Source organism: Streptomyces sp. NPDC029169 (assembly GCF_055563935.1).
This window is the reverse complement of the sequence record NZ_JBVHXA010000002.1, coordinates 499346-523323: the sequence shown is the minus strand read 5'-3', so window position 1 is coordinate 523323 and position 23978 is coordinate 499346. Positions and strand designations below refer to the sequence as shown.

Sequence of the window (23978 nt, the reverse complement as noted above, 5' to 3'; positions counted from 1 at the left end):
GCATCGCCCTGAGGCCGTACCGGTGCCTCATATGGGCACATGAAGATCTCGCGTGGGCTGCTCGTGGCAGTCCTGACGGCCCTGCTCGCCCTGACGACCACACTCGCGCACGCACAGGACGGGTGGCAGGCGGTGCCCGAGCGGTCCACCCCCGCCAACGGCCTTGCGGCGACGACCGCGCCCTGCCCCAAGGACATCAAGGAGCTGAAGGGCACCTGCGTGTACTCCTTCGGTGGCCAGAACAGCGATGCCTCCACGCTGGACACGGTGGAGGCGTACAGCCCCGCCACGAACACCTGGAGGACGCTGCCCGATCTGCCGACCGCTCGCTATGCGCTGGCGGGGGCGAGCGCGCCCTGCCCCAAGAACGTTGAAGGCCTGAGGGGAACCTGTGTCTACGCCATCGGCGGCTTCACCGGTCCCGCGTGGCCGGACCCTGCCTTCGACACGAGCACGGTGGAGGCGTACAGCCCCGCCACGAACACGTGGAGGACGCTGCCGTCGCTGAACACCGCCCGCAGCTTCCTGGCAGCGACGACGGCGCCCTGCCCCAAGGATGGCGAAGGCCTGAGGGGAACCTGCGTGTACGCCGTCGGCGGTGCTTTCGGTGACGCGGTGGAGGCGTACAGCCCGGCCACGAACACGTGGCGGACGCTGCCGTCGCTGAACACCGCCCGCGACGCCCCGGCGGGGGCGACCGCGCCCTGCCCGAGGGACGTCGACGGTTTGAAGGGCACCTGCGTGTACGCCATCGGCGGCTTCAACTTCACCGACGAAGTCCTGAACACGGCGGAGGCCTACAGCCCGGCCACCAACCAGTGGAAGACGGTGCCGTCTCTTGGCACGGTCCGGGTGGCCCTCGGAGGGGCGAGCGCGCCCTGCCCGAGGGACGTCGACGGTTTGAAGGGCACCTGCGTGTACGCCATCGGCGGCTTCAACTTCACCGACGGAGCCCTGAACTCGGTGGAGGCCTACAGCCCGGCCACGAACACGTGGCGGACGCTGCCGTCGCTGGGCACCCCCGCTTCGAACTGGCCGGGGCGACCGCACCCTGCCCCAGGAAGGACGCGACGAGGTCGAAGAAGATCTGCGTGTACGCCATCGGCGGTGCTACCACAGCCGCCCTGAGCTCAGCGGAGGCACTCGCCGTCGAACACGGACAAAGGCGCTAGCCCAGGGCGTCCGACTGGTCAGCCTCGGAGTCCTGTCCGCGCGGCCGTCCTGTGGCGCCACCGGAATCAGGGCGGGACCACAGGACGGTGTCCGGCTACGACATCAGGAGTTGAGGTCCAGGACGCGGACCGGCTCGCCGTCCCACCGTAGTGATGCCGGGCAGAGCCGCACTGGCGGTGGTTCACGCTCGCGCCGGCGAACGGGCGGAGGCTCGGCAGCAGATCGACAAGGCCAGGGTGGTGGCCGCGCGGATCGGGGTGGAGCGGAACGATTTCAACCTGGAGTTCGGTCCGACGAACGTCGAGGTCCAGGCCGTCTCCACTGCTGTCGACCTGGGCGATGCCGGTGAGGCGCTCGACATCGCCAAGGACCTGGACGCTGGAGAGTTGTCCGCCGAGCGGCGGTCGCGGCTTCTCATGGACCTTGGGCGCGCCCATGTCCAGCGGCGCCAGTTCGGGGCCGCTCTCGACTGTCTGCTGAAGGCCGAAGAGATCGCCCCCGACGTGATCCGCGGGCACACGGCGACCCGCGAGGCCATTCGTGAACTGATGCTGATGGCTGGGAGGGTGCCCCGTCCGAGCTGAGGGGACTGGCCGAGAGGGCGGACGCGCTCGGCTAGCGCGTGGTCGGCGGGCCCGGAGGGGTGGGCGGCGCTAGCTTCGGTGGTATGGCGGAACCCATCTATTACGTCGACCGCTCCGACCTCCGCGAGGGCAGCCTCGCGGAGGTCAGGGAGCTGATGCGGGACCTCGCCGCGTTCGTCGAGGAGCGTGAGCCGCGGTTGCTCGCGTACCACTTCTTCATCGACGAGTCCGAGTCCACGATGACGACGGTGGCCGTCCACCCCGATTCGGCGTCGATGGAGCTTCACATGGAGCTCGGTGGACCGAAGTTCCGCGCCTTCGGTCCGCTCATCCGCATGAGATCCATCGACGTCTACGGTCGGCCGAGCCCCGCGGTCGTGGAGCAGGTGCGCCGGAAGGCCGAGTTGCTGGGCGGCGGCACCGTCACGCTCCACACCGAGGTGGCGGGCTTCAGGCGCTGACGGACTTCGGGGCGTCGGCCTTGTCGGGGGCGGGCGAGGGGGGCGTGTCGTCCGTCGGCTCGTCGTCGGCGAGGGCCTTGCGGAGGCGGGTGGTGTAGCCGAGGGCGGCGATGCAGCCGATGACCCCGCAGGAGATCCACAGCACGTCCGGGCCCGGGCCGTCCACGACCCAGCCCGCGAGGATCGGGGCGAGGAAACCGGACAGCGCCCAGGACATGCCCATCACGCCCTGGTAGCGGCCGCGGGCGTGCTCGGGGGCGAGCTTGGCGGTGGCGGCGGCGTTGGTGGGGACGTGGACCATCTCGCCGATGGTCCATACGACGACGGTGGCGGCGAACACCAGCGGCGTACCGGCCAGCGCGGTGGCACCCGTACCGAGGGCGAAGAGCAGCGAGGAGACGGTGAGCAGCATCGCCGGCGAGCGCTTGTCGGTCACCTTGTTGACCAGCAGCTGGAAGGCGACGATCACGACACCGTTGACGGCGATGACCGCGCCGTACGCGCCGGGCTCCAGACCGGCCGCCGCCATCGAGAGGGGCAGGCCGACCCAGGGGGCGGTGAAGACGAGGCAGACGAGGAGGTTGAGGAGGACGAGCGTACGGAAGGGGGCGTCGCGCAGGACGTCGAGGACGCTGACGCGGTCCTTCTCGACGATCTCGCCGGCCGTGTTGCGGCGGGCCTCTGGGCGGGTCTCGGGGAGGCGGAGGAAGACGATCAGGGCGCAGAGCGTTACCGCGACGGCCTCGATGACGAACAGGGTGCGGTAGCCGAGGAAGATCGCGGCGCCACCGCCGAAGGCGGCGACGGCGAAGCCGAGGTTGAGGGCCCAGTAGTTGAGGGCGAAGGCCCGGCGGCGGTCGTGCTCGGGGACCATGTCGGTGATGGTCGCCTGGATGGACGGCCGGACGGCCTGCATGGAGACGCCCATCAGCAGGACGACGGCGGCGACGCCCCAGGCGGTGGAGACCAGTGCGAGGGCGGCGGCGCAGGAGGCCGTCACCAGGTGCATGGTGACCATCGTGGGCCGCCGGCCCCACTTGTCGGTGAGCGTGCCGCCGAGCGGCGAACCGGCGACGCCGCCGAGGCCGTGGAGGGCGATGACGAGTCCGGCGAACCAGGCCGAGGTGCCGAGCTCCTGCGTGAGGTACAGGGACAGGAAGGTAAGGACGAAGGCACCGGTCCGGTTGACGAGGGTGGAGAGCCAGAGCCACCAGAAGCCGTGGGGGAGACCGGAGACGGTCGCGCGGGCTGATCGTCTGAGCGAGTCGATGGACATGTGTGGCCGGTCCCCCTGCGTGTAAGTGCCGCTAACCAGATCCGTAACTTACGGGCAGGGGCTTCCCGGGCGCCACCGAATTGACGGGGACCGTCAAGCGTCCGGCGGTGAGCGGGCCGCGTCGGCCGTCGATTAGGCTTGGACACATGGCCGACGCACCGTACAAGCTGATCCTCCTCCGCCACGGCGAGAGCGAGTGGAACGCGAAGAACCTGTTCACCGGCTGGGTGGACGTCAACCTCACCGAGAAGGGCGAGAAGGAGGCGGTCCGCGGCGGTGAGCTGCTCAAGGACGCCGGCCTGCTGCCCGACGTACTGCACACCTCCCTCCAGAAGCGCGCCATCCGCACGGCGCAGCTCGCGCTGGAGGCCGCCGACCGCCACTGGATCCCGGTCCACCGCACCTGGCGTCTGAACGAGCGCCACTACGGTGCGCTGCAGGGCAAGGACAAGGCGCAGACGCTCGCGGAGTTCGGCGAGGAGCAGTTCATGCTCTGGCGCCGCTCGTACGACACCCCGCCGCCGCCGCTCGAGGACGGCACGGAGTTCTCGCAGTCCGACGACCCGCGCTACGCCTCCATCCCGCCGGAGCTGCGCCCGCGTACGGAGTGCCTGAAGGACGTCGTCGTGCGCATGCTGCCGTACTGGTACGACGGCATCGTCCCGGACCTCCTGGACGGCCACACGGTCCTGATCGCCGCCCACGGCAACAGCCTGCGCGCGCTGGTCAAGCACCTGGACGGCATCTCGGACGAGGCCATCGCGGGCCTGAACATCCCGACGGGCATCCCGCTGACCTACGAGCTGGACGAGAACTTCAAGCCCCTCAACCCGGGCGGCACGTACCTCGACCCGGACGCGGCGGCGGCGGCGATCGAGGCCGTGAAGAACCAGGGCAAGAAGTAGAACGACGCGTGATCAAGGCCCTCACCTGGCGACTTTGTCGCTGGGTGAGGGCCTTGTTCTTGCGGCACAAACGTGATCTGGGCCCGCGCCGCCGTTTCCGCCCCCCATGCACCTCGGGAAAGCCGGTGTGCATCGGTTCGTATGGGCGTGCGCCTTCCGGGGCTGGGCGCAGCTGGCGACCCTGGATTGGTCCGTACGTCAGTCGAGACCAGGGGTGGGGATCGTGGCTCGTACGCAGTCCAAATGTGGAGCGGTAACGCTGAAGGGCACCCGGTGTCAGCGCCTCGCCATGATCGGGGCATCGAGGTGCGATCGACATCGGGGCGACTGGTCCTCCTACACCGTCCAGAAACGCAAGGAAGCCGAGCGCACGGCGAAGGCGAGCAAGCGGCGGAAGTGACGTGTCTCAGAGGAAGTTGACGGCGGAACCGCAGGTCAGAGGATCCCGCGGCGTTCGCCGCGGGCCTCGCGGTCTGCTGGGGGAGGTCGAACACGCTCACCCGGCTGTCGTGCTTGCCCCAGGGGAGTCGGCCAGCCGAAGAGGGTAAGTCCGCCTGGTTAAGCCGTTGTTGCTGGCCCTGGGGGTCACATAGGGTCGCCTGTGTGAACACCGGATCGGCGTTGTTGCGCCACACACGGATGGGTCAGCCGGTGGACGGCTGACCGCCTCGTGGGGGTGCTTACGCGACCCCCTTCGTTCGGCACGTGGACCTCCCTCGGTGCTTTCCGCACCGCGAGTCCCTTCCTTCTTTCGTGTCGAACAACAGCGAGGTCAGCCGCATGGCAGTCAGTTTCAACCACACCATCATCGCCGCCAAGGACCGCAACGAGTCGGCCCGGTTCTTCCGGGAGTTGCTGGAGCTTCCCGAAGCGCCGTCCTGGGGGCCGTTCCTCAACATCCAGCTCACCGACGGCGTGCTGCTCCAGTTCGCCGAGCCGCCGGTGGATATCCAGATGCAGCACTACGCGTTCCTGATCGACGACGAGCTGTTCGATCGGGCGTACCAGCGGCTGTGCGAGGGCGGCGTCGAGCACTGGGCCGATCCGCAGATGCGGCGCCCCGGTGAGATCAACAACGGGCACGGCGGTCGCGGGGTGTACTTCAAGGACCCCGCCGGGCACGCGATCGAGCTGATCACCCGCCCCTACCTGTAAATCCGGCCCAGGCGCGAAAAACCCCCTGTCCGCGGAAATCCCGGGCAGGGGGTCGTGCTGTTCGGGTGTCGAGAGTGTGGTGTCGAGAGTGTGTGGTTACCTCACTTGTTCCATCCACCCGGGGCGTTACCCGCAGGGTTACGGAACTCCTTCTCCTGCGTGTGCGTGTCGTTCTTACAGGTCGGCTGGTGACCGCCAGGTTCGCCGCCGCCCTTGTTCTCGCAGGAGATGTCCACCGGTTCGATCGTGGCGGCGGCCGTGCCGGCGGTGCCGAAGCCAAGGGCGCAGGCCGCTATGGCCGCGCCGAGCGCCGTTCCTATTCTCTTCCTGGTCATTGTCATGATGTCGTTCGACCTTCCAGGTTCAACCTTCTGGCCACGCTTCTCGGGTGCATGGGCAGATGTCAAGCAATCCGGACAAGGATCGAATGAACGGACGAACTACCCAGTAGTACAAGGCAGTTTTATTGGCGCGACCGCCAGGGTGACTCGTCGGTAGGGTCCGCGCATGACCACCGCGCTCCGCCTCGAGAAGATCACCCCCGACAACGTCGACGCCGCGCTCGACCTGCGTGTTCACCCTCACCAAGAGAAGAACGTCGCCCCCGTCGCGACCTCACTGGCGGAGGCGTACGCCTTCGGGGAACCCGCCTGGCCCCGGCTCATCTTCGACGGTGACGAACTCGTCGGCTTCCTGATGGCCTTCCTGGACATCCAGTGGGCCCCCAAGAAGGACCCCGACGACTACCGCAGCGGCCTCTGGCGCCTCAACATCGCCGCCGGCCACCAGGGCAAGGGGTACGGACGCTTCGCCGTCGAGGCCGTCCGCGAGGAGATACGGCGGCGCGGCGGCACTCTGATGTACGTGTCGTGGGAGGACGGGGAGGACGGGCCCGGGGACTTCTACCGCAAGCTCGGCTTCCGCCCGACCGGCGAGACCACCGGGAACCAGCCCGTCGGCGTCCTCGACGTCTGATGCCGACGTCGGATGCCGGCGGCGAGGGCCCCGCCCGGTGATCCCAGTGATCCCGGCGGGGCCCCTCCGTCGCGCTCTATCCCGAGCAGCCCCCGCACTGGCACGGCCCGCCGGACTGGCAGCCGCAGCCGCAGCCCGAGCCGCACCCGCAGGCGCCGAGGACGGGCAGGAAGACCGCGTCGTGCGGGGTCTCCTGCGGGGTGTCGGTGGTGGCGGATTCGGCCATGGGGTTCCTCCGGGTTCCTCGAAGGCGTACGTCGCCTACCCCATTGCATGCCCACCCCACCGGGCGCATCAACGGCGCACAGGAGTGCGAACGCCGCCCGCGCGGGCTACGGGCTACGCGCCCTCGACCGGCGCGTCGCTCTGCTGGAGCTCGTCCGCGTACTCACCCGTCACCAGGTACACGACCCGCTTCGCCACCGACACCGCGTGGTCCGCGAACCGCTCGTAGTACCGGCCGAGCAGCGTCACGTCGACCGCCGTCTCGATACCGTGCTTCCAGCGGTCGTCCATCAGGTGCTGGAACAGCGTCCGGTGCAGCAGGTCCATCTCGTCGTCGTCCTGCTCCAGCTGGAGCGCCAGGTCGACGTCCTTCGTGATGATGACCTCCGCCGCCTTCGCCATCAGGCGCTGCGCGAGCTGACCCATCTCCAGGATCGTCGCGTGCAGGTCACGCGGCACCGCCGTGTCCGGGAACCGCAGCCGCGCCAGCTTCGCCACGTGCTGCGCCAGGTCGCCCGACCGCTCCAGGTCCGCGCTCATCCGCAGCGAGGTCACCACGATCCGCAGGTCCGTGGCCACCGGCTGCTGGCGCGCGAGCAGCGCTATCGCCCGCGCCTCCAGGTCGTGCTGCAGGTCGTCGACCTTCTGGTCCGCGGCGATCACGCTCTCCGCGAGCTTCAGGTCGGCGTCGAGCATGGCCGTCGTGGCGCGCCCGATCGCCGACCCGACAAGGCGGGCCATCTCGACCAGGCCCTCGCCGATCGAGTCAAGTTCCTCGTGGTACGCGTCCCGCATCGATGTCCCTCTCTCACAGATGTTTGGGGTCCCAGTCGGACTCGGACCCCCACGCTCCCACGTTCGGGCCCCTACGCGTCCGGCGTCTCCACCTGAAGTGAATGAGCCCTTTCTCCTCGGTGAACTCTGGGCGACGCGGGCGGCCGTTCCGCTCGGTTCAAATGAACCCCCACAGTCCCCATGGTGAACTCTGGGCGACGACTGTTCGAGCAGCCACTCGGACGGCTGGGAGAGAGTCTGTCGTCCCGCATAACCTGGATGGCATGGACGTGAACGCGGCGGTCGCCGCATTGGCCGCGATCGCCGGGGTGTGCACCGGCGTGATCGCCATGCTGGCGTTCCGCTGGAGCGAGCGCGACCAGGCGCGGCCCACCCGGACCTCCCTGCACACCGACGCGGTGCTCCCGCCCGGCGTCGACACCGTGCTCTCCGTGCTGCGCTCCTCCGCGGTCGTGCTCGACGAGAGCGACTCCGTGGTCAAGGCCAGCTCGGCGGCGTACGCCCTCGGCCTGGTCCGCGGCGGAAAGCTGGCCGTCGAGCCCATGCTCAACATGGCCCGCGACACCCGCCGCGACGGCGAGATACGCCAGGTCGAGCTCGACCTGCCCCGGCGCGGTACGGGACGCGGCGAGGCCCTCGCGGTCTCCGCCCGGGTGGCACCGCTCGGCTCCCGCCTGGTGCTGCTCCTCGTCGAGGACCTGACCGAGGCCCGCCGTATCGAAGCGGTACGACGGGACTTCGTCGCCAACGTGAGTCACGAGCTCAAGACTCCGACAGGTGCGCTCTCGCTGCTCTCCGAGGCCGTCATGGACGCCTCGGACGACCCCGAGGCGGTCACCCGCTTCGCCGGCCGCATGCAGATCGAGGCGACCCGGCTGACCAACCTCGTACAGGAGCTCATCGACCTCTCCCGGGTGCAGAACGACGACCCGCTGGAGGACTCCGAGCCGGTACGGGTGGACGAACTGGTCGCCGAGGCCATCGACCGCTCCCGGCACACCGCCTCCACCAAGCAGATCACCATGGTCTCCGGAGGCACCGCCGACCTGCGCGTCTGGGGCAGCCGCGGCCAGCTCGCCGCCGCTCTCGGCAACCTCGTCGAGAACGCCGTCAACTACTCACCAGCCCGTACGCGGGTGGGCATCGCCGCCCGCCGCGTGGCCGCGCCCGGCGGCGACCTCATCGAGATAGCGGTCACCGACCAGGGCATCGGCATCCCCGACAAGGACAAGGAGCGCATCTTCGAGCGCTTCTACCGCGTCGACCCGGCCCGCTCCCGCGCCACCGGAGGTACGGGGCTCGGCCTGGCCATCGTCAAGCACGTGGCCGCCTCGCACGGCGGGGAGGTCACGGTGTGGAGCACCGAAGGCCAGGGCTCCACCTTCACCCTGCGGCTGCCCGAGGCGGGCGCGGTACGTGACCGCCGCTCGTCCGAGGCTTCGTCCCCCACCCCCGATCTCATGACCGAACCGCTCCCTGCCCCGGAGGTCCTTCCGTGACCCGAGTGCTTGTCGTCGAGGATGAGGAATCCTTCAGCGACGCCCTGTCGTACATGCTCCGCAAGGAAGGCTTCGAGGTCGCGGTCGCCGCGACCGGGCCCGACGGCCTCGACGAGTTCGAGCGCAACGGGGCGGACCTCGTCCTCCTCGACCTGATGCTGCCGGGGCTGCCCGGCACCGAGGTGTGCCGCCAGCTGCGCGGACGCTCGAACGTCCCGGTCATCATGGTGACCGCCAAGGACAGCGAGATCGACAAGGTCGTCGGGCTGGAAATAGGAGCCGACGACTACGTGACGAAGCCCTTCTCCTCGCGGGAGCTGGTCGCCCGCATCCGCGCGGTCCTGCGCCGCCGCGGTGAGCCGGAGGAGGTCACCCCCGCCGCTCTGGAGGCCGGGCCGGTCCGGATGGACGTGGACCGCCACGTCGTCACGGTCTCCGGCGGCAAGGTCGACCTCCCGCTCAAGGAGTTCGACCTCCTGGAGATGCTGCTGCGCAACGCCGGCCGTGTCCTGACCCGTATGCAGCTGATCGACCGGGTCTGGGGCGCGGACTACGTCGGCGACACCAAGACCCTCGACGTCCACGTGAAGCGCCTCCGGGCGAAGATCGAGCCCGACCCGGGCGCGCCGCGGTACCTGGTGACGGTGCGGGGCCTGGGCTACAAGTTCGAGCCGTAAACCGTACGTGTACGAATGCCAAGGGGCGCCCCGCCGGAGTATCCGGTGGGGCGCCCCTTCGCGTATGCGTGCGTCAGTGACCCGCCGCGTGGCTGGCCTCGCCCGTCGGGGTCGCGGTGGAGCCCGCCTCGGTGCCGTGGCCCGCCTCGCCCGTCGGGGTCGCGGTGGCGGTCCCGGTCGGCTTGGCGGCCGGGGGCTGCGGGATCTCGGTCGGGCCGTACTCCTTGAAGTAGCCGGCCGCCGGGACGACGAAGGCGTCGATGCTCACGTCGCCGGTCCGGCTCAGCTTGAAGACGAGCTCCTGCGCGCCGCCGTCCTCGACGGCCTCGTGGCCCTTCTCGATCGTGGCGGTGGCGTTGCCCTTGCCACCGATGACGACCGAGCCGCCCGCGGGGATCGTGATCGGGCCCGAGCCCTCGGCGGCCTTGAGCTTCACGGGCGCGGGCGAGCCGGCCAGCGTGATCGAGTCGAGCGTCTGCGGCTCGCGGCCGTTGTTGAACACGGTCGCGGAGACGACGGCCGGGCCGGGGGCACCGGCGGTCGGCTGGGTGATCACGAGCGCGTTCTGGATCTTGACGTCGTCCACGGTGACGGCGGCGTTGTCCGGCCGGACGCTGAGCGTTTCCGCGTCATTGCCGGCGCCGCAGGCGGACAGCGAGGCGATCGAGATCACGATGGCGGAGGCGGCGAGGGCGCCGCGTCGAAGGCTGCGGCTCACGGCGGCGGCAACTCCTAGGACGTACGGACGGGCATGGACGAGCCGGCTGGGGTCGAGCTGAGGACCAACCGGCTAAGGACGAGCTAAAGGTGCGTCAGCGGGCTTAGGTTACCGAGCCACCCTCCCCGTCCCGCACCCGACCCGCCCCTTCGCGCACCCGGCGCTCGCCACGCCCGCCATGACCGTCTTCCCGACCGTCGTCGCGGTCACCTTCACGGCTGCGCCCCCGATGGCCGGATCACGTCGTATTGACGCTCCGTTCACATAACCGACTTGATCAATTCGACGGCCGTCCGCGCATTCCGCCGCCCGCCTCACAAGAAAACCCGCGTCACACCGTCGGGTGATCAATTCGGGATTCGGTCCGGGAAGCATCCGTACGGGTGACCGATCCTCGAACGGAGTACGTGAAGATGACCGCGCCGAACCCGGCAAAACGGGACATCCAGCCTCCCCTGGAGGCCTCCGGGTGGGCGTAACGTGCAGGTTTCTCTCCGTCCGCACAGCCGCTCCGACCTGCGAATACCGCCCCCCGGAAGCCCTCCGCAGCACGTCCGCTCCGCTGTTGTCAAGCCCCGAGATATGCCCTGACCTGCGAAAACGCCATTCAGAAGATGCCGTATCCGTGTTACCCTGGATAGCCACGGAAGGGGTACCTGTCACATGACGTTCAAGGTTGGCGACACCGTGGTCTATCCCCATCACGGGGCCGCGCTGATCGAGGCCATCGAAACTCGCCAGATCAAAGGCGTGGACAAGACCTACTTGGTGCTCAAGGTCGCCCAGGGCGACCTGACGGTTCGTGTGCCGGCGGACAATGCGGAGTTCGTCGGTGTTCGCGATGTGGTCGGTCAGGACGGGCTGGACCGGGTCTTCGAGGTGCTGCGCGCGCCGTATGCCGAGGAGCCCACCAACTGGTCCCGTCGCTACAAGGCGAACCTGGAGAAGCTCGCCTCCGGCGATGTCATCAAGGTTGCCGAAGTGGTCCGCGACCTGTGGCGCCGCGAGCGCGAGCGCGGACTGTCCGCAGGTGAGAAGCGCATGCTCGCCAAGGCTCGGCAGATCCTGGTGAGCGAGCTGGCTCTCGCGGAGAACACGAACGAGGACAAGGCCGAGGCTCTCCTTGACGAGGTCCTCGCGTCCTGAGCGAAGCGATGCCGCGGTGCCCGTTGACGTGCTGTGCCACACACAGCGCTGTCGCCGGGCGCTGCGGCATGTTTCGTCTCATGCCGCCCCAGATCTCGCCCCCGGCGTCCGGGGCTCGTGCCGTCTCGTGCCGGGGTGTCCTCCGGGCCGGGGTGAGGTGACGTTGTCGTCTCCGGGTGAGGTGACGCTGTCGTCTCGTGACGCGCGTCCGTCGACGCAAGCTCCCGTACCCCTGCCCCCTCGCATCCCACGGCCCCGGTGTCACGCGCAACGCCCCGACCGTCGTCACGGAAAGGGCCCGGCCAAGGCGTCGCGTCCAGACGCTCAGGCCATACCCATGTCGGCCGAGGAAACAAACCTGCCGGAGTGCAACCGATGACAGACGAAACGCGTCCCGCGCGCACCGCAGCGGTGATCCCCGCGGCGGGCCGGGGCGTACGCCTCGGCCCGGGCGCCCCCAAGGCGCTCCGCGCGCTGAACGGCACCCCCATGCTCATCCACGCCGTCCGGGCGATGGCGGCCTCCCGCGCCGTCTCCCTCGTCGTCGTGGTTGCCCCCGCGGACGGCGCCGCCGAGGTCAAGAACCTCCTCGACGCCCACGCGCTGCCCGAGCGCACCGACTACCTCGTCGTCCCCGGCGGCGACACCCGCCAGGAATCCGTACGCCTCGGCCTCGAAGCGCTGCCCGAGGGCGTCACCACCGTCCTCGTCCACGACGCCGCCCGGCCGCTGGTCCCCGTCGACACCGTCGACGCGGTCATCGAGGCCGTACGGGACGGAGCCGTCGCCGTCGTCCCCGCCCTGCCGGTCGCCGACACCGTCAAGGAGGTCGAGCCCGCGGAGCGGAAGGGTGACCCCGAGAGCGTCGTCGCCACGCCCGAGCGCTCCCGGCTGCGCGCCGTCCAGACCCCGCAGGGCTTCGACTACGAGACCCTCGTCAACGCCCACGCGACCGTCGCCCTCACCGGTGACGGCGCCACCGACGACGCCGGCATGGTCGAGCGGCTCGGCGCGCCCGTCGTGGTCGTGCCCGGCCACGAGGAGGCGTTCAAGGTGACCCGCCCCCTCGACCTCGTACTCGCCGAGGCCGTACTCGCCCGCCGGAGGGCCAACGATGGCTTCTGAGCGCCCCGTGATGCCGTTGGTAGGCATCGGCACCGACGTCCACGCCTTCGAGCGCGGGCGCGAGCTGTGGTGCGCGGGGCTGCTGTGGGAGGGCGAGGAGTACGGGCTCGCCGGGCACTCCGACGGCGACGTCGCCGCCCACGCAGCCTGCGACGCGCTCTTCTCCGCCGCCGGCATCGGCGACCTCGGCGCCCACTTCGGCACCTCCCGCCCCGAGTGGTCCGGCGCCTCCGGCGTCACGCTCCTGACCGAGGCCGCCCGGATCGTCCGCGCCGAGGGGTACGAGATCGGCAACGTCGCCGTCCAGGTCATCGGCGTCCGCCCCAAGGTCGGCAAGCGCCGCGACGAGGCGCAGAAGGCCCTGAGCGCGGCGGTCGGCGCGCCCGTCTCCGTCTCGGGCACGACGACGGACGGGCTCGGGCTTACCGGCCGAGCGGAGGGGCTGGCTGCGATCGCGACGGCGCTGGTGGTCCGTACGGCCTGACGGGCGGGGCCCGTGGGCACCCATCCCTGAACGCGCACCGCCCCCGTGGGGTGTGCCCACCCGTTCCGCCCCAGCGGAACGTATGCCCACACCGGGCACAATTTGCCCCGCGACGCCGAATAGGTCGCGGGGCACTACCACACGCCCACTACCCTGGAGTGGTGACTATTCGCCTGTACGACACCAGCGCCCGGCAGATCCGTGACTTCATCCCGCTCACACCGGGCCGTGTCTCGATCTACCTCTGTGGTGCCACCGTGCAGGCCGCCCCGCACATCGGGCACATCCGGTCGGGGCTGAACTTCGACATCATGCGCCGCTGGTTCGCGTACCGCGGCTACGACGTCACGTTCATCCGCAACGTCACCGACATCGACGACAAGATCATCACCAAGGGCGCCGACCAGGGCCGCCCTTGGTGGGCCATCGGCTACGAGAACGAGCGCGCCTTCAATTCCGGCTACGACGCCCTCGGTTGCCTGCCGCCCACCTATGAGCCCCGCGCCACCGGCCATGTCACCGAGATGGTCGAGATGATGCGCGGGCTCATCGAGCGGGGCCACGCCTACGAGGCTGACGGCAGCGTCTACTTCGACGTGCGCTCGTTCCCCGGCTACCTCTCCCTCTCCAACCAGGACATCGACGACCTGCGCCAGCCCGCCGAGGAAGGCATCACCGGCAAGCGCGACCCGCGCGACTTCGCCATGTGGAAGGCCACCAAGCCCGGCGAGCCCGACTGGGAGACCCCGTGGGGCCGCGGCCGGCCCGGCTGGCACCTGGAGTGCTCGGCGATGGCGCACAAGTACCTGGGCTCCGCCTTCGACATCCACGGCGGCGGCCTCGACCTGATCTTCCCGCACCACGAGAACGAGATTGCCCAGGCCCAGGCGTACGGCGACGACTTCGCCTCGTACTGGGTGCACAACGCCTGGGTCACCATGAGCGGCGAGAAGATGTCGAAGTCGCTCGGCAACTCGGTGCTCGTGAGTGAAATGGTCAAGAACTGGCGGCCCATCGTCCTGCGCTACTACCTGGGCACCCCGCACTACCGGTCGATGATCGAGTACAGCGAGGAGTCCCTGCGCGAGGCCGAGTCCGCGTTCGCGCGCATCGAGGGCTTCGTCCAGCGCGCCACCGAGAAGGCAGGCAAGCCCGTCCCGCCCGCCGCCGAGGTGCCGCCCGCGTTCGCCGAGGCGATGGACGACGACCTGGGCGTCCCGCAGGCGCTCGCGATCATCCACACCGCCGTCCGCCAGGGCAACAGCGCACTCGCGGCCGACGACAAGGACGAGGCGATCGCCCGCCTCGCCGAGGTCCGGGCCATGCTCGGCGTCCTCGGCCTGGACCCCCTCGACCCGCACTGGGCCGAGGAGACCGACCGCGGCGAGGAGCTCCACGGCGTCGTCGACACCCTCGTACGGCTCGTGCTCCAGCAGCGCGAGTCGGCCCGCGAGCGCAAGGACTGGGCGACCGCGGACGCGATCCGCGACCAGCTGAGCCAGTCCGGCCTCGCCATCGAGGACAGCCCCGACGGCCCCCGCTGGACGCTGGGCAACCGCTGATGATGTGCCGCTCGGCCAGCCGGGCGGCACACTTCACTTACAGACCTATGTACAGACCGATGTACGCAACACCGAGGATTAGGTAGTCATGGCCGGGAACAGCCAGCGCAGGAACCGCCGCACGTCCAACAAGAAGGGCGCTACGGTCGGCAGCGGTGGCCAGCGGCGCAAGGGCCTCGAGGGCAAGGGCCCCACGCCGCCCGCCTCCGCCCGCAAGGGCCACAAGAAGAACCGCATCGCCAACGCCCAGGCCAAGCACGCCGCCGCCCGCCGCCCCGCCCCGCGCCGCGGCGGCCCCAAGGGCACCTCGGAGATGGTCGTCGGCCGCAACCCGGTCTTCGAGGCGCTGCGCGACGGCGTCCCCGCGACCACGCTCTACGTCCAGCAGTTCATCGACAACGACGAGCGCGTCCGCGACGTGCTGAAGCTCGCCGGTGACCGGGGCAACATCAACCTGATGGAGGCCCCGCGCCAGGAGCTCGACCGGATGACGAACGGCCTGAACCACCAGGGCCTCGTCCTCCAGGTCCCGCCGTACGAGTACGCGCACCCCGAGGACCTCACCGCGGCCGCCTACGACGCCCACGAGGACCCGCTGATCGTCGCCCTCGACGGCGTCACCGACCCCCGTAACCTCGGCGCGATCGTCCGCTCCGTCTCCGCCTTCGGCGGTCACGGCGTCGTCGTCCCCGAGCGCCGCGCGGCCGGGATGACCGCGGGCGCCTGGAAGTCCTCGGCCGGCACCGCCGCCCGTACCCCGGTCTCCCGCGTCACCAACCTGACCCGGGCCCTGGAGGGCTTCCAGAAGGAGGGCCTCACGGTCGTCGGCCTCGCCGCCGACGGCGAGCACACGGTCGAGGACCTGGAGGCGCTCGACGGCCCGGTCGTCATCGTCATCGGCAGCGAGGGCAAGGGCCTGGGCCGCCTGGTCGGCGAGACCTGCGACTACCGCGTCCGTATCTCGATGCCCGGTGGCGCCGAGTCGCTGAACGCCGGTGTCGCCGCGGGCATCGTCCTCTACGAGGTCGCCCGCCGCCGCGCGAACTGATCTCGCAGCACCGTCACGGGCAAGGGCCCAGCTCGCTGAGCTGGGCCCTTGCCCGTACCCGGGCCCGTCCCCCGGCCCATAGCAGGCGATCTTGACGGGTCTCGGACATTTCCCGACCGTCAAGGCAGTGTCCAAACCCCGCGTCACTCGGTTAGATGAGTGTGGACACCAGAACGCCCCGGCCGGGGTTCGACGATCAGCCCGCGCTGAGCATGCTCAAAGTGGATTCCGATCCCGCGCAGGTCATCGTGAACCACGCCAGCTTCCGTGTGCGGCTCGCGCCGGCCCAGCAGCCGAAGTTCGCCGCCGCCTCCCGGCTCTCCGCCATGGGAACCCCGGCGGGTACAGAGGCGGGTGCGGCCGCGGGCCGTCGCCGGCCCGTCGTATGGACCGGAAAGTCCGCGCCCGGCGCCACGGGACTGCTCCAGGCCGTACGCGAGTCCTCCGTCTCCACGCTGGAACCGCTGGACGCGGGGATCACCCAGGCCATCCCGCGCATCGACGACACCATGCCGACCCCCGTTGTCCCCGCCGACGGGCCTCCGCTCCTGCCGCCCATGCGGCGCGCCGAAGGCGCCTACGACGGGCCGCACGGCGGCAGCCCGTACGACGGCCGGTACGACGGCCGGTACGACGGCAGTCCGTACGGCGGGCCCCACGAGGCGGCCTACGCGGACGGACACGAGGCCGGCCAGGACGGGGACGACGACTACCGCGCCCCCGCCAACCGCCACGGCGCGGACCCGGTCCGGCACGCCTACTACCCCGGGCGCCGGATGAACCTCGGCGTCGTCCTCCTCCCGCTCCGCGTCTTCCTCGGCTTCATCTCCATCTACGCCGGCATGGGCAAGCTCTGCGACCCCGTCTACTTCGACGGCGGCGAGCGCGGCTCCATGGTCAAGTGGCTCAACTCGCTCCACCCCTGGGCCCTCGCCGAACCGCTGCGCGACTTCGCCCTCCAGCACCCCGTCGGCGCCGGACTGACCGTCGCCTTCCTCCAGGTCGTCGTCGGCGTCCTGACCGTCCTCGGCCTCTGGCAGCGGGTCGCCGCCGTCATCGGCGCCCTGCTGTCGGCCGCGCTGCTCCTGACCGTCAGCTGGAAGACCGTCCCGGTCTACGACTCCGCCGACATCATCTTCCTCGCCGCCTGGTCCCCGCTGATCATCGCCGGCGCCCCCGTCTACTCCATCGACGGCCGCCTCGCCGGCGAGGCCTGGCGCACTCTCGGACCCCGCTCCGAGCTGTGGGAGCTGCGCCGCCGCGTCCTGCGCCGCGGCACGCTCGTCGCCTCCGTCGTCGTCGGCCTCACGCTGCTCACCGGCTCGGTGCTCGGCGGGGCCGTACGGTCCACCGAGATGGTCACCGTGCCCGGCCCGAACGACGACCCGATCAACCACCTTCCCGGCCAGCCCCTCCCGCAGGAGCCCGGCGACCGCACCCCGTCCGAGTCCACCTCCACGCGGCCCAAGCCGTCGGCGACGTCCGGCGCGGACGGCGCGAGCGAGGACGACGAGAAGGCCTCGCCGAGCGAGACCGTACGGGAGACCGGCCGGATCGAGGAGAGCCGGCCGACCGCCACGCAGGGCACCGGCACCCGTACGCCGACCCAGTCGCGGCCCGCGGCCCCGCCGTCCACCAGCTCCGGCCCGACGAGCACGGGCGGGACGAGCGGCGGCGGTGGCGGCACGAGCGAGCCCCCGAGCGGCGGCTCGACGTCGGGCGGCAACCGGAACCCGATCGGCGGCCTGCTGGGCTGACGTAACTGGTTCTACGGGAAAGGGCGGCACCGCGCGGATGCGGTGCCGCCCTTCTCGTACGTCCCTTGACTCTCGTACGAAGGGCTGTCAGGCGCTCTGAGAGGCCAGCTCCTTCGCCGCCTCGGTCAGGTCCTTCGCCGTGTCGATCGCCCGCCAGTAGGCCCCCTGGGGCAGCGGGAAGCCCGCGAGGCGGCGCTCCCTGGCAAGGCGGGGGAACGTGGTGCGCTCGTGGTCGCCCCGCTCGGGGAGAAGCTCGGTGAACGCGGCGGAGAAGACGTACACGCCCGCGTTGATGAGGTATGGCGACGGCGGCGACTCGATGAAGTCGGTGATGTGCCCGAAGGCGTCTGTCTCGACGACGCCCCACGGGATCCGGGGGCGGGCGAGGGCGAGGGTGGCGGTGGCGTCGCGCTCGGTGTGGAACGCGGCCATCTCACGCAGGGAGAAGCGGGTCCAGATGTCGCCGTTGGTGGCGTACCAGGGCTGTCCGGGCTCGGGCAGGTGCGCGGCGGCGTACTTGAGGCCGCCGCCGCGGCCGAGCGGCTCCGGCTCGACGACGGTCTTCACGCGCAGCGGCAGATCGGCGGAGGCGAGCCACTCCTGGAGCACCTCGGCGAGATGGCCGCAGGACACGACGGCGTCCGTCACGCCCTCGGCGGCGAGCCAGGACAGCTGATGGCCGATGATCGGGGTCCCGGTGCCGGGGATCTCGACCATCGGCTTGGGGCGGTCGTCGGTGTACGGGCGCAGGCGCGAGCCCTGGCCGCCCGCCAGGACCACGGCCTGCGTCGGGAAGGTATCCATACCGGGAACGATATGCGCACCTCGCGAGGCGGCCCGTGGGAGCCCTTCGGGGTCGCATCGCGGCCCTTCAGGGACGTGTCAGGGACGTGTCAGGGACGTGTCAGGGACGTGGCGTCAGCTCGCGAACATCACGCCGGTCGCGAACGAGGTGTCGCAGACCGGGCGCGAGTAGGACTGGGCGCGGGCGGGGCCGTAGTGGCGGACGGCCGCCTTGCCCAGGGCGCGGGCGATGGACATGCAGTGCTTGGCGAGGGACGGGCTGTTCTCCACCTCGCGCTGGAGGTGGGTCAGCGCCGTTCCGGGGTCCTTCTCCTGAAGCTCTGCGAGGAGCCGGTCGCGCAGAATATCCTGCGGGGCACGGGACTTGGCGGGGACGGAGACGTCCTCCGAGGATGCGGTGAGCATCTGGGTGTCGGAGCCCTGGCCGGCCCACGGAACGGTGGACACCGCGAGCGTTCCGGAGAGCACCAGGACGACGGGCAGGACGAGGGCGAGAGAGCGGCCGATACGGCGGGCAGTGTGCGTCACGCAGGCGAGCGTAGCGGTCAGTGAAGATATGGCGACATTTAGTCACTCTCGCGGGGGATGGTTCGAGGCGACTTTTCGAATCCCGTGTTGACGCGGGTGTCTGAATTGGCTGTTCTGCCGGGGTATTTGTCGACATGCGGGGTGGGTACGCGAACGGCCCCGTATCAGCAACAGATACGGGGCCGTTCGGAAGCGCAGGCTACTCAGCCGGAGAGCCGCTCACCGGTCGAGGTGGAGAAGACGTGCAGCTCGTCCGGGCGGGGCACGACGTGCAGCGTGGAGCCCTTCTCCGGGACGGCGCGGCCGCCGACGCGGACGACCAGGTCCTTGTCCTCGCCGCCGACGCGGGCGGAGCCGTAGACGTAACCGTCGGCGCCGAGCTCCTCGACGACGTTCACGGAGACGGCCAGGCCCTCCTTGCTGGTGGCGCCCGAGACGTCGAAGTGCTCGGGGCGGATGCCGACCGTCACGGTCGTGTCGCCCTTGGCGGAGGCGGCGGAGAGCGCGTCACGGGAGACAGGGACGATGCTGTTGCCGAACTTCACACCGCCGTCGGTGATCGGCACCTCGACCAGGTTCATGGCCGGGGAGCCGATGAAGCCGGCGACGAAGAGGTTGGCGGGACGGTCGTACATGTTGCGCGGCGAGTCGACCTGCTGGAGCAGCCCGTCCTTGAGGACGGCGACGCGGTCGCCCATGGTGAGGGCCTCGACCTGGTCGTGGGTGACGTACACGGTCGTGATGCCGAGGCGACGCTGGAGCGACGCGATCTGCGTACGGGTGGACACGCGCAGCTTGGCGTCGAGGTTCGACAGCGGCTCGTCCATGAGGAAGACCTGCGGCTCACGCACGATCGCGCGCCCCATGGCCACACGCTGCCGCTGACCACCGGAGAGCGCCTTCGGCTTGCGGTCCAGGTACGGCGTGAGGTCGAGGATCTTCGCGGCCTCCTCGACCTTGGCGCGGATCTCGCTCTTGTTGACGCCGGCGATCTTGAGGGCGAAGCCCATGTTGTCGGCGACGGTCATGTGCGGGTACAGCGCGTAGTTCTGGAACACCATGGCGATGTCCCGGTCCTTCGGCGGCAGGTGCGTGACGTCGCGGTCACCGATCCGGATGGAGCCGCCGTTGACGTCCTCAAGACCGGCGAGCATGCGCAGGGAGGTCGACTTGCCGCAGCCGGACGGGCCGACGAGGACGAGGAACTCGCCGTCCTCGATCTCGATCTCGAGCTGGTCGACGGCGGGCTTGTCGGAACCCGGGTAGAGCCGGGTCGCCTTGTCGAAAGTGACAGAAGCCATGGTGATGTGTCCCTTCACCGGCAGGAACGTGCCGGACGATCCGTAGTGGAAGGAAGTGATGGGTCTAGTCCACCGGAGTGAACTTCCCGTGACGCTACCTTGACGGTGTCCGATCTGTCAGCAGCCGGAGGCGGAGAGATTTTTTCTGTTTGCTTCGCCGGCTGGTCGGAACGGAAGTCCGGTTCCTGGTTGGTCGTTCGCGCTGCTGTGTAGAGTGGGAGGGCCTCGCGCGCGGGTGAATGCGTGCAATGCCTCCTTAGCTCAGTCCGGCCCAGAGCGGCTGTCTTGTAAACAGCAGGTCGTCGGTTCGAATCCGACAGGGGGCTCCAGCGATCTCGTGTCCCGGACCACTCAGGTCCGGGACACTTGTGTGTGAGAGGGCGGCTGACGTGAGTACGCGCACTCATGCGCGGCCCCGGGGTGTGTGGGGTACGTTGCGGTCGCGTCCAGGGGGGATCTTGGCCTGGCGTCGCCGCGGCCGTGGACGGCCGACGCGCGCTCTCTCGTTCTTCGAACATCACAGGGGACTGATTTCGTGCGAAGAATCTTCGCTCTCGGGGGGACGGCCGCTCTGCTGGTGGCCGGCCTGGTCACCGGTACGGCCGGTACGGCTGTCGCTGCCGACGAGTTCTACGGGTTCACCGTCGAGGACAAGGTGCTCCAGCCCGGGGAGGGCTGGGCCGAGCTTGCTCCTAGCGGCGTGGAGGGGACCGTCGACGGCACTCTCGTCTACGCCCTCAGCAAGGCTCCGCTGACCGACCCGGCCTGGACGGAGGCGGGTCTGCCGAGTGGGATGGCGCTGGAGCTGTACGAGGAGTCGTGCGCGCCGCGGGCCGGTGTCACCGGGGTGTACACGTGCCCCGTCAACGAGAACAGCCCGTTCCCGGGGATCGACGTCTCGGCTGCCGCGTCGGCGGCGCACGGCACCACGCTTCACTACGGCGTCGTCTATGCCCCGCGCGGCGCGGACCTTGCGAAGGCCGTCAAGGAGGCTCAGATCGTCGGCAGTGTTCCCGAGGACGGTCGGCATGCCGCTCGTACGGTGACGGTGAAGTCGGCGGAGCACGTCGCGCAGAACACGCTGGCCATGAACACGCCGGGGCTGCCGGCCGGTGGCACGGTCACCCAGTCGGTCACCCTGCACGCGGTGGACAAGGGCAGGCTCGACATCGGGTTCATGCCGGCCGAGGGGCAGCGGTGGTGGGAGGAGGACGAGAGCCAGGTTGAGATCACCGGCGTCTCCGTCAGTTCGGACATCGCCTCCTGCGAGCACAGCTACGGGGACATCGGGTACGGCGGCGTCTACTGCGACGTCGACCCGGGCGACGCGCCGAAGGACGTCACCGTCTCCTACACCCTGAAGGCCGGTGCTGCGGCCGCCGCGTGGAAGATCGACACCTACGCCACGTACGAGGTGTACAGCTTCGGAACCGGTAACCCCGAGACGAGCAGCACCTTCTCGATCCAGAGCTCGCGTCCGGTGCCGACCCACCACGCGATGATCGCCCGGGACAAGAACGGCCTGCTGTACTGGCACCATGGCACGGGCAGGGCCGCCGAGCCGTTCGCCGACTGGGTCGAGAGCGTCGGCCGCGGCTGGCAGATCTACAACGCGCTCACCAAGCTCTCGCCGATCACGGTCCAGGCCACCGGCGGTGGTGTGGTGGGCCGCGACGGCGCCGGTGTCCTCTGGTACTACCGGACGACCGGCGACGAGTACGCGCCGTTCGCCGCGCGCGTGAAGGTCGGCGGCGGCTGGGGCGTCTACAACTCGCTGACGGGCGTCTCCGATGTGACCGGTGACGGCAAGGCGGATCTGATCGCCCGGGACTCGGCCGGTGCGCTGTGGCTGTACAGGGGCACGGGCAGCAACACCGCGCCGTTCGCGGCGCGTACGAAGGTCGGCGCCGGCTGGCAGATCTACAACCAGGTGACCGGGGCGGGCGACCTGACCGGTGACCGCAAGGCAGACCTGATCGCCCGGGATTCGGCCGGTGCGCTGTGGCTGTACAGGGGTACGGGTAACGCGGCGGCGCCGTTCGCGGCGCGTACGAAGGTCGGTGGCGGCTGGGGTGTGTACCCGCTGGTGACCGCGCCGGGTGACCTCACCGACGACGGCCGGGCCGATCTGGTCGCGCGGGACGGTTCCGGTGTCTTCTATCTGTACCGGGGTACGGGCAACGCGGCGGCGCCGTATGCCGCTCGCGCGCGGCTCGGGACGGGTTGGGGCGGGGTCGCGGGCAGTTCGTACAACTCTCTGTTCTGACGCTCTGTAGTACGGAAGTGGGGCCTGGGTCGGCGGTTGCCGGTCCGGGCCCCTTTCTCGTTCTGTCAGCGGCCGGAGAGTCTGTCGGCGATCGCGGCGATGCGGGAGGTTTCCGCGGTGTGGGTGGTGAGTTCCTGGCGGTCGGCGGTGCGGTAGGCCGCGTACATCGTCTGGACGCCGAGCCAGCGCAGGGGTTCCGGCTCCCACTTGCGGACCTTGTGGTTGACCCAGGGGAGGGCGGTGAGGTCGGTGGGGCCGGACTGGCCGGAGTCCTGCTGGATGAGGTCGCGCAGGGTGCGGGCCGCGAGGTTGGTGGTGGCGACGCCGGAGCCGACGTAACCGCCTGCCCAGCCGAGGCCGGTGGAGCGGTCGAGGGTGACCGTGGCGCACCAGTCGCGGGGGACGCCGAGGACGCCGGACCAGGCGTGGTCGATGCCGATGCCGGCGAGGGAGGGGAAGAAGCGGATGAGGATGTCGCGCAGGGCGTCGATGGTCTGGGGCTGGGTGCGTCCGTCGCTGTCGGTCTTGGAGCCGTAGCGGTAGGGGACGCCCCTGCCTCCGAGTGCGATGCGGCCGTCGGCGGTGCGCTGGGCGTACATGTAGGCGTGGGCCATGTCGCCGAGGGTTTCGAGGCCGTTCCAGCCGATGGTGTCCCACTGGGCGTCGGTGAGGGGTTCGGTGGCGATCATGGAGGAGTTCATCGGGAGCCAGGTGCGGCGCTGGCCGGTGAGGGAGGCGGTGAAGCCTTCGGTGCAGCGCAGGACGTACGGGGCGCGGACGGTGCCGTACGGGGTGATGGCGTGCTTGGGCTTGATCTCGGTGACGGGTGTCGACTCGTGGATGGTGACGCCGAGGGCCTCGACGGCGTCGGCGAGTCCGGTGACGAGCTTGACGGGGTGGAGGCGGGCGCCGTGCGGGGTCCAGGAAGAGCCGACGGCGCCGGCGATGCGGATGCGGTCGGCGGTCTCGCGGGCGCCGTAGAGCTCGCGTTCCTTCTCGCCGAAGGCGATCTCGACGGCGTGGAAGGCCTTGAGGCGGGCGAGTTGGGCGGGGGAGTGGGCGACTTCGAGGACGCCGCCGCGGTGGATGCAGGCGTCGATGCCTTCGGCGGCGCAGACGTCGATGACCTCGGTGACAGTGTCGTTCATGGCGTGCTGGAGGCGTACGGCGGCGTCGTGGCCGTGCAGTCTGGCGTAGCGGTCGCGGCCGGCGATGCCGTTGTAGAGCCAGCCGCCGTTGCGTCCGGAGGCGCCGTAGCCGCAGAACTTGGCTTCGAGGACGGTGATGTTGAGGAAGGGGACGGCCTTCTTGAGGTAGTACGCGGTCCACAGCCCGGTGTAGCCGCCGCCGACGATGCAGACGTCGGCCGTGGCGTCCCCGGGGAGGGGCTCGCGGGGGGCGGGGGCGCCCTGCTGGGCGAACCAGAACGAGATGCCGCCGTTGACCGTGCCGACCGTGCTGCTCCTGCTGACCATGGGCGGGAGGGTACTGGACGGGGCCCTCGTATCGGGGTG

At 70.1% G+C, this 23978-nt stretch carries 24 protein-coding genes and 1 tRNA gene; 16 read left to right on the top strand and 9 right to left on the bottom strand.

Annotated features, from left to right (window positions below):
- The first annotated feature begins 39 nt into the window (after nt 1-39).
- From ACZ4VI_RS06245 to ACZ4VI_RS06235, 3 genes are all read left to right on the top strand, one after another.
- Entirely contained in the window at nt 40-1128 is a 1089-nt protein-coding gene (locus ACZ4VI_RS06245) for a Kelch repeat-containing protein (RefSeq protein ID WP_467997088.1), read from the top strand.
- Between the two features lie 221 nt (nt 1129-1349).
- Entirely contained in the window at nt 1350-1757 is a 408-nt protein-coding gene (locus ACZ4VI_RS06240; RefSeq protein WP_467997087.1) for a hypothetical protein, read from the top strand.
- Between the two features lie 83 nt (nt 1758-1840).
- Complete coding sequence (locus ACZ4VI_RS06235; protein ID WP_467997085.1) at nt 1841-2218, top strand: hypothetical protein; 378 nt, start codon at nt 1841-1843, stop codon at nt 2216-2218.
- Here ACZ4VI_RS06235 and ACZ4VI_RS06230 read toward each other — a convergent pair.
- Nucleotides 2208-3494 (bottom strand): MDR family MFS transporter, encoded by a 1287-nt coding sequence (locus ACZ4VI_RS06230; protein ID WP_467997084.1) that lies wholly within the window; start codon nt 3492-3494, stop codon nt 2208-2210. The genes ACZ4VI_RS06235 and ACZ4VI_RS06230 overlap by 11 nt on opposite strands.
- A 146-nt stretch (nt 3495-3640) precedes the next feature.
- Between ACZ4VI_RS06230 and ACZ4VI_RS06225 the strand changes: the two genes are divergently transcribed.
- Both ACZ4VI_RS06225 and ACZ4VI_RS06220 read left to right on the top strand, forming a co-directional pair.
- Nucleotides 3641-4399: a phosphoglyceromutase gene (locus ACZ4VI_RS06225; protein WP_467997082.1), complete on the top strand. Its 759-nt coding sequence runs from the start codon at nt 3641-3643 to the stop codon at nt 4397-4399.
- A 780-nt stretch (nt 4400-5179) separates the two neighbouring features.
- On the top strand, nt 5180-5554 hold the full coding sequence (locus ACZ4VI_RS06220) for a VOC family protein (protein WP_467997081.1): 375 nt from the start codon (nt 5180-5182) through the stop codon (nt 5552-5554).
- Nucleotides 5555-5655: 101 nt separating this feature from the next.
- Here ACZ4VI_RS06220 and ACZ4VI_RS06215 read toward each other — a convergent pair whose 3' ends face one another.
- A complete protein-coding gene (locus ACZ4VI_RS06215; RefSeq protein WP_467997079.1) occupies nt 5656-5889 on the bottom strand; it encodes a hypothetical protein in 234 nt (77 codons plus the stop codon).
- 172 nt (nt 5890-6061) lie between these two features.
- On the opposite strand from ACZ4VI_RS06215, the gene ACZ4VI_RS06210 reads away from it, so the two are divergent.
- Nucleotides 6062-6529, top strand: a complete 468-nt coding sequence (locus tag ACZ4VI_RS06210; protein ID WP_467997078.1) for a GNAT family N-acetyltransferase — start codon at nt 6062-6064, stop codon at nt 6527-6529.
- A 76-nt stretch (nt 6530-6605) separates the two neighbouring features.
- Here ACZ4VI_RS06210 and ACZ4VI_RS06205 read toward each other — a convergent pair whose 3' ends face one another.
- Nucleotides 6606-6755: a hypothetical protein gene (locus tag ACZ4VI_RS06205; RefSeq protein ID WP_467997076.1), complete on the bottom strand. Its 150-nt coding sequence runs from the start codon at nt 6753-6755 to the stop codon at nt 6606-6608.
- A 113-nt stretch (nt 6756-6868) separates the two neighbouring features.
- Nucleotides 6869-7549: a phosphate signaling complex protein PhoU gene (gene phoU, locus ACZ4VI_RS06200; protein WP_467997075.1), complete on the bottom strand. Its 681-nt coding sequence runs from the start codon at nt 7547-7549 to the stop codon at nt 6869-6871.
- A 263-nt stretch (nt 7550-7812) separates the two neighbouring features.
- Here phoU and phoR point away from each other — a divergent pair, with 263 nt between their 5' ends.
- Entirely contained in the window at nt 7813-9048 is a 1236-nt protein-coding gene (gene phoR, locus ACZ4VI_RS06195; protein ID WP_467997074.1) for a two-component system sensor histidine kinase PhoR, read from the top strand.
- Nucleotides 9049-9053: 5 nt separating this feature from the next.
- Nucleotides 9054-9725, top strand: coding sequence for a two-component system response regulator PhoP (gene phoP / locus ACZ4VI_RS06190; RefSeq protein WP_465270246.1), 672 nt, complete (start codon nt 9054-9056; stop codon nt 9723-9725).
- A 73-nt stretch (nt 9726-9798) separates the two neighbouring features.
- On the opposite strand, the gene ACZ4VI_RS06185 is transcribed toward phoP, so the two are convergent.
- Nucleotides 9799-10443: a DUF461 domain-containing protein gene (locus tag ACZ4VI_RS06185; RefSeq protein ID WP_467997072.1), complete on the bottom strand. Its 645-nt coding sequence runs from the start codon at nt 10441-10443 to the stop codon at nt 9799-9801.
- Nucleotides 10444-11106: 663 nt separating this feature from the next.
- On the opposite strand from ACZ4VI_RS06185, the gene ACZ4VI_RS06180 reads away from it, so the two are divergent.
- From ACZ4VI_RS06180 to ACZ4VI_RS06155, 6 genes are all read left to right on the top strand, one after another.
- Nucleotides 11107-11589 carry a CarD family transcriptional regulator gene (locus ACZ4VI_RS06180; protein WP_003953493.1) on the top strand — a complete coding sequence of 161 codons (483 nt, stop codon included), beginning with the start codon at nt 11107-11109 and terminating at the stop codon, nt 11587-11589.
- Between the two features lie 375 nt (nt 11590-11964).
- Nucleotides 11965-12714, top strand: a complete 750-nt coding sequence (gene ispD / locus ACZ4VI_RS06175) for a 2-C-methyl-D-erythritol 4-phosphate cytidylyltransferase (RefSeq protein ID WP_467997070.1) — start codon at nt 11965-11967, stop codon at nt 12712-12714.
- Nucleotides 12704-13198: a 2-C-methyl-D-erythritol 2,4-cyclodiphosphate synthase gene (ispF, locus tag ACZ4VI_RS06170; protein WP_467997069.1), complete on the top strand. Its 495-nt coding sequence runs from the start codon at nt 12704-12706 to the stop codon at nt 13196-13198. Before ispD ends, ispF begins: the two co-directional genes overlap by 11 nt.
- 161 nt (nt 13199-13359) lie before the next feature.
- Nucleotides 13360-14760: a cysteine--tRNA ligase gene (gene cysS, locus ACZ4VI_RS06165; protein WP_467997068.1), complete on the top strand. Its 1401-nt coding sequence runs from the start codon at nt 13360-13362 to the stop codon at nt 14758-14760.
- A gap of 88 nt (nt 14761-14848) precedes the next feature.
- On the top strand, nt 14849-15808 hold the full coding sequence (gene rlmB / locus ACZ4VI_RS06160) for a 23S rRNA (guanosine(2251)-2'-O)-methyltransferase RlmB (RefSeq protein WP_467997067.1): 960 nt from the start codon (nt 14849-14851) through the stop codon (nt 15806-15808).
- A gap of 155 nt (nt 15809-15963) precedes the next feature.
- The gene (locus ACZ4VI_RS06155) at nt 15964-17565 is read left to right on the top strand and encodes a DoxX family membrane protein (protein WP_467997066.1); all 1602 of its coding nucleotides are present in this window, start codon (nt 15964-15966) and stop codon (nt 17563-17565) included.
- A gap of 87 nt (nt 17566-17652) precedes the next feature.
- Here the strand turns inward: ACZ4VI_RS06155 and ACZ4VI_RS06150 are convergent, their stop codons facing one another.
- The 3 genes from ACZ4VI_RS06150 to ACZ4VI_RS06140 form a co-directional block, all read right to left on the bottom strand.
- The gene (locus ACZ4VI_RS06150; RefSeq protein ID WP_467997065.1) at nt 17653-18369 is read right to left on the bottom strand and encodes a nucleotidyltransferase family protein; all 717 of its coding nucleotides are present in this window, start codon (nt 18367-18369) and stop codon (nt 17653-17655) included.
- 114 nt (nt 18370-18483) lie between these two features.
- A complete protein-coding gene (locus ACZ4VI_RS06145; RefSeq protein ID WP_467997064.1) occupies nt 18484-18897 on the bottom strand; it encodes a hypothetical protein in 414 nt (137 codons plus the stop codon).
- 203 nt (nt 18898-19100) lie between these two features.
- Entirely contained in the window at nt 19101-20198 is a 1098-nt protein-coding gene (locus ACZ4VI_RS06140) for an ABC transporter ATP-binding protein (RefSeq protein ID WP_352190209.1), read from the bottom strand.
- Between the two features lie 250 nt (nt 20199-20448).
- Here ACZ4VI_RS06140 and ACZ4VI_RS06135 point away from each other — a divergent pair.
- Together ACZ4VI_RS06135 and ACZ4VI_RS06130 are read left to right on the top strand one after the other, a co-directional pair.
- Nucleotides 20449-20527 (top strand) — tRNA-Thr (locus ACZ4VI_RS06135).
- 206 nt (nt 20528-20733) lie between these two features.
- Nucleotides 20734-22464 (top strand): FG-GAP repeat domain-containing protein, encoded by a 1731-nt coding sequence (locus ACZ4VI_RS06130; RefSeq protein ID WP_467997062.1) that lies wholly within the window; start codon nt 20734-20736, stop codon nt 22462-22464.
- A gap of 65 nt (nt 22465-22529) precedes the next feature.
- Here ACZ4VI_RS06130 and ACZ4VI_RS06125 read toward each other — a convergent pair whose 3' ends face one another.
- Nucleotides 22530-23939 (bottom strand): NAD(P)/FAD-dependent oxidoreductase, encoded by a 1410-nt coding sequence (locus tag ACZ4VI_RS06125; RefSeq protein ID WP_467997061.1) that lies wholly within the window; start codon nt 23937-23939, stop codon nt 22530-22532.
- Nucleotides 23940-23978: the final 39 nt, after the last annotated feature.